The following is an 11,674-nucleotide window of genomic DNA, read 5'->3' as shown; positions in this document are numbered from 1 at the left end:
TTTTTGATCAGTTATGGTATTTGCGTAGTGTCTATTAGTAATTTAATTCTATATTTGAATTACCGCACTTTAGGTTATTCCTGGAGAGCAGTTGCAAATTACATGTTAGGCACAACAGAATTATATCTAGCGATTGTGTCACTAGGAATCTTGTTTATCTTGATTTTCGACCTAATCCCATCGCGATCTCCATTCTCTTAATCGTTTCAGAAGCAATGGCATTCGCTTTTTCTGCACCTTCGTCTAAAATTGTGTCTAGCTCATTTGAGTTAATTAAGTCATTAAAACGCTCTTGAATAGGTGTTAAATGTTCAATTAAACTTGTAGCAACACCTTCTTTAAATGCACCGTAACCTAATCCATCATATTTTTGGACAAGAGCATCAATTCCAATCCCTGTTACTGCTGACTCAATTGTTAATAAATTAGAAACACCAGGCTTGTTTACTTCATCAAATGCTACAAAGCCATCTGAATCTGTTACAGCTGATTTAATTTTCTTTTCTATTTGTTTTGGAGTATCTAAAAAACGAATTGTGGCTTTTGTATTTGAATCCGATTTACTCATTTTCTTAGTTGGTTCTTGTAATGACTTAATACGAGCGCCTGCTTTTGGTAATTGAATTTCTGGGATAACAAATACTTCTCCGTAACGTTTGTTGAAACGCTCTGCTAAGTCACGAGTTAATTCAATATGCTGCTTTTGGTCATCACCAACTGGAACAATATCTGTATTGTAAAGAAGGATATCGCCTGCCATTAATGGTGGGTAAGTTAATAATCCAGCTGTAACAGTTTCTTTGCCATGTGATTTATCTTTGAATTGTGTCATCCGTTCTAATTCCCCGATTGTTGCGACACATTGTAGCATCCAACCTGCTTGAGCATGAGCAGGAACCTCAGATTGAATAAACAACGTAGACTTTTTAGGATCAATCCCTGTAGCTAAATATGTTGCAGCTAGTGTACGGATGTTTTGACGTAACTCTTGAGGGTCTTGTGGAACTGTAATTGCATGTTGGTCAACAATACAATAAATTGCTTTTCCTTCTTCTTGTAATGCTGGGAATTGCATAAATGCCCCGATATAATTTCCTAATGTGATCACACCAGTTGGCTGTACGCCAGAAAAAATCGTTTTCATCGATTAAATCCTCCATTCAAATTTTCAATATGAAAATAAAAAACATCATGCGTCCATACGATAAATCGTAATGGGACGAATGATGTTGAATCCGCGGTACCACCCAGCTTGTCGAATAAATCGACCACTTAATTCTTCGTAACGTAAAGAAAACGGGCTTTAATACTTGTTTTCACAAAGCCAACTCGAAAGTCCATTCCATCTGTTTCGTCTTCTGTTTTCACCAACCACAGACTCTCTAAACACGAAAATCAAATGTACTATTCTTTGTCATTGTTTTTAAATTTATGTATAGATAGCATCCTCAAAATAGTAACTTAAATCATTCTAAGTCGCAATTGATGAAATTATAAATAATAATTTTAACAATTGCAACGATATTTTCTTATATTAGTGATTGAATTCTATGAATATTGGGTAATAATGACTTTGGATAGAGAAAAAGTGTAGAAATATGAAAGAAATTTTAAATGATTTTGTTGAAAAAAACAAGAAAATGTGATTTCTTCTCGATTAATATTATCTAATTGAGAATTAATTGAGCGATAATTTGCATTTTGACCCGATAAAGAAGGAGGATATGTGAATTAAGATGCATCATAACGTACGAAATACTTACTTAAAGCAGAATATATCGTAATATATATGTTAATAAATAAGTGTCTTTTTATTGTCAAGCTATATTCAAATGAAAAATATTGTTGTATAATGAAAAAGTAGTATTAATTAAATTAATTCTAAACTAATAAGTGATTGAAAATAGATAGAACTAATGAAAGGAAGTGTAGTAATGATTGTAACATTATTTACTTCACCAAGTTGTACCTCATGTAGAAAAGCGAAAGCTTGGCTAGAAGAACATGAAATTCAATATAGAGAACGTAATATATTTTCAGAGCCATTAACAATTAGTGAAATAAAAGAAATTCTACGAATGACAGAAGACGGAACAGATGAAATTATTTCAACTCGCTCAAAAATCTTCCAAAAGTTGAACGTAGATGTAGAAAGTTTACCATTACAAGAATTATATGAATTAATTCAAGAATATCCTGGTTTACTTCGTAGACCAATCATTTTAGACGAAAAACGTTTACAAGTAGGATATAATGAAGATGAGATTCGCCGTTTCTTACCGCGTAAAGTTCGTGCGTTTCAACTACTTGAAGCTCAACGCTTGGTAAATTAATTTGAATAAATAGTAATAATTTTGAGTAATTGACGATAAAATCCAAGTATATTGGATTTTATCGCTTTTTTATTAATCTGTTTTCTATTGATCTAGGATGATGTCCATATGTTCAACTGTTATAATTGTCAACAATATTATTTTGCGTAATCATTATCGAGTTAATAAAAAAGTAATAATGAATTTTTTTCCAATCCTACATTAGCAATATAGTAAAAAATGGACTTGATTTCATATGAGATGTCATCTACAATCTTGAATATTCAAATAATTTCATTTGCTGAAGTTTTTTTCTTTTCATTTTATATAGGAACATCATACAATAGAGTTATAGAATGCAGCATAAATTATAATTAAAACTGTTAGCATTCTTCCGGTATGATTGGAACAATAAAAGTAATTTGTTAAATAAAACTTTTCAATCCAAACATACTAATAACGCTTTCGGGTTTTTCAACGAATGACTTGTGAAGGGAGTTGAAGTCTAATGGACATCGAACGCGTCAACGAAAATACACTAAAACTCTTTATTACTTATCGTGATATTGAGGCGCGCGGTTATAATCGTGAGGAAATATGGTATAACAGAGCAAAAGGGGAAGAATTGTTCTGGGATATGATTGGTGAAATAAACACAGAAGATTACTTTGATCTAGATGGTCCAATTTGGATACATGTAAATGCGTCAGAACATGGGCTTGAAGTCATCGTTACTCGTGCAAATTTAAACGCCGATACCGAGTCAAATTTGCTTTCCAGTTTCGACGAACATCGGGAAGCATCAGATGATAAATTTGATGAATCGATTTTTGATTCTTTTGATGATGAAGGTGGCATTGAACATCAAAGAATTTCAAATATTTCTGCTTATAAATTTAAAGACATAGATGAACTCATTCCTGTTGCGAAAAGAGTAGTGGAGTCGGGAGTAAAATCTTCATTATTTAAATATGAAAATTATTACTATGTTGCAATTGACTTTACAGAAATTGAGGACAAAGGGATTCGCCAAAATATTCGTTCCATTGTCAATGAATATTTAAGTAGTTCAAAAATGACGATTTTCCGCTTAGAAGAGTATGGAGAAACAATCATGCAAGAAGATTGCTTTGAAACAATTATTCAATATTTTGCATAAACATAGCGTATTCATAAATTATCACTATCAAAATGTAGATGAGGCTGATCTTAGCTTTATCTACATTTTTTTATGTTCAAAATAAAACTTTCCGCTTTTTACCAAGAAAGTGTTGTATCGTAAATCGTTCATCAGTAGAATTGAACTAAAGGAGGGAAGATATGCTTGTCGCTTTAACAGATCAAAATGAGCGTTTTGTTTTAAAGACAAGCATGCCACAGGAATACTTAAAACAACTTCGACAAACATCTATTTTTTATTGTCCACAATGTAAAGAACGACTTCAGTTTAAAATTGGTACCATAAAAATTCCCCACTTTGCACATTTATCAAATAATAACTGTGATCATCACTTTTCTGATGGAGAGTCAGAACAACATTTACTTGGAAAAGAACAATTATATGAATTCTTTCAAGCCTATCAATTTAACGTTGAGCTAGAACCATATTTATCAAATTTAAAGCAGCGACCAGATCTTTTAGTAACAATTCATGATGGAACGCGGTTTGCGATTGAATTTCAATGTAGTTCCATTACATCTGAGAGGTTAAATGAAAGAAATAAAGGCTACCATAGTGAAAAGATTAAACCAATCTGGATTCCACAAACCCCTAGTAATATGAACTGGAAAAACGGTATTCATAAACTTTCAATTAATAAAAATCTTCAACAATTTATTCTTTCAAATCGCAACCAACAATTTTTAATAACGTATCATCCTCGAAAACAAGAATTTTATTATCTTTCAAATTTACTTCATGTTTCGGGTAACTCATATTTAACAAAAGTACAAGCATTGAAAATAGCAAACCAACACTTTCCGTTTTATTTACCTAAGCTCATAACGAAAAATGAATTTAATCAATATTTGAGAGCATATGATGACCTAAAAGCAAATTATTTGCGATCCCGAGTACTCTTGAGTAGAAAAGGGGTAAATGATCTTTTCTTAAGAAGCATTTACGAGTTACGCTTAAGCACTAACGCATTACCGAAATTCATTGGTGTGCCATTGAAATGGAATAGAGTATTGAAAATATTTAGTGTAGAATGGCAGGCTACATTATTATATTTCGTGCATCTTAATGAGGTTCCGATTTCAATGATCAATGAGGACTTCATTCGTTACTTTTTACAATGGACGAACCTTAAGGAAACCACAGAAGTGATTAAGCTGCTGAAAGAGTATTGTCTTCTTCTCCAAGTATTAAAGGTTGAAAGCGTTAATAGCTCCATAGTAACGGAACATTTAGTAGATCAGTTGTACAACCAATTTCTTGCAAATAATTGGAGGAATTGAGAAAATATATGTGATTTGAATAACGAAACATATTGTATCGGAGGCATAGAGAATGGCTAAAAAAGTATTAACACGTGATGAAGTACCAGTAGAGTTAACGTGGAATTTAGAAAGTATTTTTTCATCCGATGAAGCATGGGAAGAAGAATTTAAAGCAATTGAAGGATTACTGCCAGAAGCTGAAAAATATAAAGGAAAGTTAAATGAAGGTGCAGAGCAACTATACAATACTTTACAATTTAATGATCAACTATCCGAACGTTTTGGGAAGTTATATGTTTACAGTCATTTAAAGCATGACCAAGATACAACAAATAGTAAATATCAAGGAATGGATGGCCGTGTGCGTTCGTTAGCAGCTAAATTAAGTACGGCCTTATCATATATTACACCTGAGATTCTATCCATTAAAGAAGAGACAATCCAGAAGTACTTAGTCGAATATAAACCGCTTCAACTATACACTCAAATGTTAAAAGAGTTAAATTTACAGCGTCCTCACGTTTTAACAGCTGATAAAGAAGAATTACTTGCACAATTTTCGGAGGTGACAGGAGCTTCAGGAAATACGTTTAGTGCATTAAATAATGCTGACTTAGAATTTCCGCTTGTCAAAAATGATAAGGGTGAAGAGATTGAGTTAACTCATGGGAATTATGTAACATTTTTAGAAAGCGATAATAGAGAAGTTCGTAGAGATGCTTTTAAAGCTATGTATGACACTTACGGTAAATTCAAGAATACATTTGCAACAACTTTAGCTGGGAATATTAAGGGGCATAATGTACGTGCACGTATTCGTAAGTATGATTCTGCACGTCAATCTGCGATGAGTAATAATAATATTCCTGAGAAAGTTTACGATCAATTGATCTCAACAATCCATGAGTATTTACCTGCTTTACATCGATATGTGGCACTAAGAAAAGAAGTATTAGGTGTTGAAGAACTTCATATGTATGATTTGTTTACGCCACTCGTGAAAGAAGTAAAAATAGACATGCCATACGAAAAGGCTAAGGATATCATGGTGAAAAGCTTCGAGCCTCTTGGCAAGGAGTATCAATCAATTGTACAAAAAGGTTTAGAGAGTCGTTGGGTAGATGTGTTGGAGAACAAAGGTAAACGAAGTGGCGCCTATTCTTCAGGTGCGTATGGCACAAATCCATATGTTTTAATGAACTGGCAAGACAATTTAAATAACTTATTTACTCTTGTTCATGAATTTGGCCATAGTATGCATAGTTACTATACAAGACAAAACCAGCCTTATCCATACGCAAGCTATTCGATTTTCGTAGCGGAAGTTGCATCAACATGTAATGAAGAGTTGTTATTTGATTACTTGTTAAAAACAACGGAAGATCCGCAACAAAAAATATACTTATTAAATCATTGGTTAGACGATTTCCGTAGTACGGTATTCCGTCAAACAATGTTTGCTGAGTTTGAGCATATCGCGCATGAAATGGACCGTAATGGAGAAGCGCTTACTGCAGAACGTTTAACAGAAGTTTACTATGATTTAAATAAACAGTATTTTGGTGAAGCTATGACGGTAGATGAAGAAATTGGGTTAGAATGGGCGCGTATTCCGCACTTCTACTATAATTATTATGTTTACCAATATGCAACAGGACAAAGTGCTGCTACTGCTTTAAGTAAGCAAATTCTAGAAGAAGGAAAACCAGCAGTTGACCGTTATATTAACAACTTCTTAAAAGCAGGTTGCTCTGATTTCCCAATTGACGTACTTCGTGCTGCTGGAGTTGATATGGAATCCCCAGCCCCGATTGCAGAAGCATGTAAAGTATTTGAAGAAAAACTAAACGAACTTGAAAAATTACTATTGAAGAAATAAAGAGTAGGGGAGGGCAACTCAGCAAAGAGAGTGCCCTTCTTTTTTTTCCGTATTGTCTAAAAGTAATGAATTTTAAAATCCGGAATATTTGTGTCTTATAATCCCAACTTCAACATAACTAGTGTAAATGTTCATTTTCAATTGCCACTACACAAAAACATATCCAAGTATAATAATTTTCAGATTCATCAAAAACATTTAGGACATAAGACTCCAAATAAAATTTACATAATCATACAGTGAATCTTTGCAAAATGCTATATTCATCAGCCGATTAAAAAGCATTATTTTAATAAAATTCTGCGTAATATTAACGACGGTTAAGCGACAGTAAAAAGTGCAAAAACGACAAGAATCTTCAATTTTTTAATGCTTTTTAAGTGTAAACGCTTACTATTTGACGAATTTGTGAAAGAATTGTCGTTTCATTGTATACACTATTATTCTATGTTATATTAAATACGTGAAATAAATCACATAACAAACATACACCCCTTTGTTTGAACGTGAACATTTCTCCCATCCCCTTTGTGTAAAGAGGTGCCTATAATTAGGCACCTCTTTTATTTTTGTGAAAAAATTTTATTATTAAAAAAGTACCCAATCTGCATGCTTCGCAGATGGGCACTTTTGGATGACAGAATGTTTGACGATTATGATATATCCGTGTAAAAAAAACATCATCTCGTGCTAAGTCACAAATCGTTGCCACAAATGCTTATTTGCGACGTGTATTCGCAAGAGTAGGAAGTGGCGTAGACTTTGTTTTAGCTTAGTCGAGATGATGTTCTTCTTATTATATTAATAGATTTATATTAGTCCATATTTAAAAAATTATTTTAATCGCCAGAGCGTAAGATCATTATTACATAAACGTTCAATCTTTTGTTGAAGCATTCTTTTCTTTAATTCACGCTCAGCTTCTTGTTCTGAGATTGAATAGATTTCAGCAACTTCTTTTGTAGTTAAAACCCTATAACGCTGGAAGAGTTTATCGTATGAAGGAACCGGCTGACATTCAAGCTCCTCATTTAACATTTCTTCTAAAATACGTACATAAACATCATAGGAGTAAGTTCCGCTAACTTTTAATCCTTCATCTTCAATGCATTCATTAAAGAAAACTATGCTTGGTAATTCGTCAACTTCCATTTCACGAGTAATGTATAAGTCACATTGGAATGCGCGGGCTGCCTCTTTTGAACCAAAATCCGATTTAAATTCACAAACGTCAAGATTCGCTTCTTGAGCAATTTGAATTAAAGCTGAATAGGAAGTAACATCTTTCGTGTTTAAAAACGCATGTTCTTGTAGTTTCAATAAATATCGCGCAGCGGCTTTTTTTCCTTGTAGTTCCGCAGCTTTAATAGCAATAGATGGTAGTGCGGGATGTGTAATATCCAATTCAGCCCCCGAGAGGCAACCTTTTGTACGTCTACTTAAGCTATTCAGTGACGCAAGTTTAGTACCTAATACATAACGCCAAGTAAAATAATGATCATATTGAACTTGTAGTTTTCGTAAGATTGATTGCATTTTTAAAGTATCTCTGCAAAGCGGATCAAGAAAAACATAGAGTTCTATTGGCTTCGAAGTACTTGAAGGTGCGGCAGGTTTTGATAATAATTGGACATTATTCACTCGAATCCCTCCTCATCTTCATCTGGGGAATTAATCATATGTTGAGCTGTCATCACAAGACGCTGGTAGTAAATTTCTCTAAATTTCCCATCAAGCTCCACTTCATCCATCGCTTCACTCATGCATTCTAACCATGCTTGTGCACGCTCAGGTGTAATTTTAAATGGCATATGACGTGCTCTCATCATCGGATGACCGTGTTCTTCTGTATATAAGTTTGGCCCACCTAAAAACTGGGTCTGAAATTGGATTTGTTTTCTTAATGTTTCAGTCAAATCTTCTGGAAAGATTGGACGTAACTTTGGATGCTTCGCAACTCGCTTATAGAAAGCGCGAAGGAGCTCTGCAAGTTTTTCAGCACCAAGTTCCTCGTAAGGAATCGTATATTTTCGATTCATAGGTGTAACTCCTTTTTGCTTAGAAGCAGTATTCTTTTAATGAAAATTGCGTATATAACACTATGAACATCAAACTATTGTCTTAGTGTTATAAATCATTTTATCAACGAATTACTTATTTCTCAAACAAATCGTATCTATCCTTTTGAATAAAGGCCCTTTACTAAACAAAGCAAAGCCACTTACGTCAAAGAGTGATGAGTAAAAGAACGGTTTAACATAACATATATATGTATCAATGGTAGTTTTAACACTTATTAGTAATTTCCTTTTAAAGCTTAAATTAAATACTGATTAGATGTTGCTTACATCATGCTTGATAATAGTTCATCACTTTAGCAACATAATTCCTTGTTTCTTGGAAAGGTGGAATGCCGCCATATTTAGTAACATTGCCAGGTCCGGCATTATATGCTGCTAAAGCTAGCTCCATATTTTGATCAAACTGGTCAAGCATTTGTCGTAAATATTTTGTACCACCCATAATGTTTTGCTTAGGGTCATACGAATTTTTAACACCTAAATAGTTTGCAGTACCAGGCATCAATTGCATTAGACCGGTTGCACCTGCAGCACTGACAGCAGATGAATTGAAGTTAGATTCTTGTTTAATGACTGAGGCAATTAACTTTTCTGGAACACCGTATTTATTGGCAGCTTCTTTAATAATATCGGTAAAACTACTTGCCCCTGCTAAAACATTTTGGTATCCGGTTTCATTTGTATAATCTTTATTATGGTGATTATTCATAACAGAATTACTGGATAAATCTGTTTGCATTAGCAGATTATAAAATGCTGAAGGAACGTAGGTTGAATTATTGTTTAATTGCATAGATGATAAATACATATTACTTAAATTGTTAGAGCTACTAGAATCAGACAATAAGGATTGAACATTACTAGATGAATAGCTTCCAAGTAAATTAGAAATATTATTTGTTAATGATGACGTTGATTGTGACATAATTTCATCTAACATATCAGTGAAAAGGGAGTCGTTTTGATTAACGTCTATTGATTTTGATGTTCCAATCGACTGTAAAGCTTGAATTTCAAGCAAAGTTTTCATCGAAGAAATATTCACATTAATCTACCTTTCTGCATTGAGAGCTTGCATAAAACGTGCAATCTTTTTATCGGCAATCTGTTTTTCAATATTAAATTTTTTAAGAAATTCTTCAAAAATTTGAGCGCCTATTTTTTCATCGTTTGCTTCATATTCTACCTCATAATCATCACGGTTTAAATAAAAAGAATGATCAAAAACAAGTGTCCCGCCCATGTAAGGTATTTCAACTCGGTCAGTAGTTAGTGAGCCAAAAACTGCTAATTGATCAATCGGTACTTTTATTTGTATAAGTTTTTCTTTCACAGTTGGAGCAAGGAATGCATTTCCATTTAACATGGAGTCTGCCTGTTCTTTTGTCAGAACATCAGTCGTCTCTAAATGTGTATGTTTAGATGTTTTTTCTTTTAAAGTACAAACAATTTTTTCTTTTGTTTCTCGAATGCGAAGTCCACTTGCCTGATTTTTCAAATGCCAAGTTGGTGTATCAAAGTAATGATTTGTTTGACGAAGTATCATTTCATCGGCAATATGGAAGGACGACAATAGTTCTTCATATTGTTTTTTTGTTAAATTATTTTTAAACTCAATTTCGATTTCTTGTGACATATTTTTAACCTACCTTTTCTCTTTCGCATCAACTATTTGTCTATGTTAAAATATAAAAAAAGAATGTTTTTGAAGGGATGTATACATATGCGAAACATTTATACAGTTGAGCAATTTGAAATTTTACATAATGAATTACACTTTAGTTTAAACGAAAATGGAGCAGCAATACAAATAACTCCTGCTGGTCAAGTAATTGCTGATTCAGATCAATTATCATTTATTTATCTCGTTGAAGAAGGAAATGAATTTAGCTATTTAAGTTTCCCACAGTCCATTTGGTCATCACTAGTTCAATTATTACAACACGAGTTAACACCTTATATAGTGATAGGTAATGAAAGAAAAGAATTAGTGAATTTTAATGATGAATTACAAATGCTTATTTTTAATATTGAGGGAAATGACAATTATGGAAGTTTATTTGTTACAGCAGTAGAAAATGAGTTTCAAGTAATATTACAAAATGATACAATTTAGTGGTTTGTTAAAAAACGATTACTAATTTAGGTGCTGTCATAGAGATAAAAGAAGGATTTCTTTCTTTGGAGGACAGGAAAATAAAATTAATTGGACATCCGTGTTGAAAGGGCAACAGTTCACCTTATTTAAAATTTCGAACTGTGTCTTTCTGAGGAGGAATTAAGAATGGGACAATGGGATGTATTTTTGAACCCATATAAACAAGCTGTTGATGAATTAAAAATAAAACTTAAAGGTATGCGAAATCAATTTGGCATTTTAGGTTCCAATTCACCGATTGAATTTGTAACTGGTCGAGTAAAGCCGCTAGCAAGTATATATGATAAAACCCTTGAAAAGGGAATTCCTTTTGAGCCATCTGAACAGCTTGCAACAGAATTACAAGATATAGCTGGATTACGTATTATGTGCCAATTTGTTGATGATATTAAAACTGTAACGGATTTAATTAGGCAAAGGGAAGACTTACGTGTAATTGAAGTAAGAGATTATATTACTCATAGTAAACCAAGTGGCTATCGCTCTTATCATATGATTGTTCAATATCCTGTTGAAACCGTCCATGGTAAAAAGGTTATTTTAGCTGAAATTCAAATCCGTACACTTGCCATGAACTTCTGGGCTTCTATTGAACATTCGTTAAACTATAAATATAAAGGCTTGTTCCCTGAAGAGATTAAAAATCGTTTGCAAAGCGCTGCAGAAGCTGCATTTAAATTAGACGAAGAAATGTCATCCATTAGAAGTGAAATACAAGAAGCACAGGCTTATTTCACGGAAATAAAAGAAGCGCAAAACCCAACAATCCGATCGAATACACAAAATAAGGAGCATGAGTAAT

General features: G+C 33.1%; 11 protein-coding genes and 1 other annotated feature. Of the genes, 6 read left to right on the top strand and 5 right to left on the bottom strand.

Annotation, left to right across the window (positions count from 1 at the left end):
* Positions 1–154: 154 nt before the first annotated feature.
* On the bottom strand, positions 155–1,144 hold the full coding sequence (trpS, locus tag JOD29_RS05730; protein WP_124763683.1) for a tryptophan--tRNA ligase: 990 nt from the start codon (positions 1,142–1,144) through the stop codon (positions 155–157).
* Positions 1,145–1,212: 68 nt separating this feature from the next.
* Positions 1,213–1,427: a binding site (T-box leader), on the bottom strand.
* A gap of 510 nt (positions 1,428–1,937) precedes the next feature.
* On the opposite strand from trpS, the gene spxA reads away from it, so the two are divergent.
* The 4 genes from spxA to pepF all read left to right on the top strand — a co-directional run bounded on the left by spxA (position 1,938) and on the right by pepF (position 6,633).
* The gene (gene spxA, locus JOD29_RS05725) at positions 1,938–2,333 is read left to right on the top strand and encodes a transcriptional regulator SpxA (protein ID WP_192894198.1); all 396 of its coding nucleotides are present in this window, start codon (positions 1,938–1,940) and stop codon (positions 2,331–2,333) included.
* A gap of 487 nt (positions 2,334–2,820) precedes the next feature.
* On the top strand, positions 2,821–3,471 hold the full coding sequence (gene mecA / locus JOD29_RS05720; protein WP_124763681.1) for an adaptor protein MecA: 651 nt from the start codon (positions 2,821–2,823) through the stop codon (positions 3,469–3,471).
* A 161-nt stretch (positions 3,472–3,632) separates the two neighbouring features.
* Entirely contained in the window at positions 3,633–4,772 is a 1,140-nt protein-coding gene (locus tag JOD29_RS05715) for a competence protein CoiA (RefSeq protein WP_124763680.1), read from the top strand.
* A 52-nt stretch (positions 4,773–4,824) separates the two neighbouring features.
* Complete coding sequence (pepF, locus tag JOD29_RS05710; RefSeq protein WP_124763679.1) at positions 4,825–6,633, top strand: oligoendopeptidase F; 1,809 nt, start codon at positions 4,825–4,827, stop codon at positions 6,631–6,633.
* Positions 6,634–7,467: 834 nt separating this feature from the next.
* Here the strand turns inward: pepF and JOD29_RS05705 are convergent.
* From JOD29_RS05705 to JOD29_RS05690, 4 genes are all read right to left on the bottom strand, one after another.
* The gene (locus tag JOD29_RS05705; protein ID WP_124763678.1) at positions 7,468–8,274 is read right to left on the bottom strand and encodes a DsbA family protein; all 807 of its coding nucleotides are present in this window, start codon (positions 8,272–8,274) and stop codon (positions 7,468–7,470) included.
* Positions 8,271–8,672: a globin domain-containing protein gene (locus JOD29_RS05700; RefSeq protein ID WP_124763677.1), complete on the bottom strand. Its 402-nt coding sequence runs from the start codon at positions 8,670–8,672 to the stop codon at positions 8,271–8,273. Before JOD29_RS05700 ends, JOD29_RS05705 begins: the two co-directional genes overlap by 4 nt.
* Before the next feature lie 310 nt (positions 8,673–8,982).
* The gene (locus JOD29_RS05695) at positions 8,983–9,744 is read right to left on the bottom strand and encodes a lytic transglycosylase domain-containing protein (RefSeq protein WP_158610531.1); all 762 of its coding nucleotides are present in this window, start codon (positions 9,742–9,744) and stop codon (positions 8,983–8,985) included.
* A gap of 21 nt (positions 9,745–9,765) precedes the next feature.
* On the bottom strand, positions 9,766–10,350 hold the full coding sequence (locus tag JOD29_RS05690; protein WP_124763675.1) for a CYTH domain-containing protein: 585 nt from the start codon (positions 10,348–10,350) through the stop codon (positions 9,766–9,768).
* Positions 10,351–10,437: 87 nt separating this feature from the next.
* Between JOD29_RS05690 and JOD29_RS05685 the strand changes: the two genes are divergently transcribed.
* The gene (locus tag JOD29_RS05685) at positions 10,438–10,830 is read left to right on the top strand and encodes a UPF0738 family protein (protein WP_124763674.1); all 393 of its coding nucleotides are present in this window, start codon (positions 10,438–10,440) and stop codon (positions 10,828–10,830) included.
* 168 nt (positions 10,831–10,998) lie between these two features.
* Positions 10,999–11,673, top strand: coding sequence for a GTP diphosphokinase (gene yjbM / locus JOD29_RS05680; protein WP_124763673.1), 675 nt, complete (start codon positions 10,999–11,001; stop codon positions 11,671–11,673).
* The last annotated feature ends 1 nt before the right edge of the window (position 11,674 follow it).

The organism is Lysinibacillus composti, assembly GCF_016908465.1.
Taxonomy (GTDB): domain Bacteria; phylum Bacillota; class Bacilli; order Bacillales_A; family Planococcaceae; genus Ureibacillus; species Ureibacillus composti_A.
This window is presented reverse-complemented; position numbering and strand designations above follow the sequence as displayed.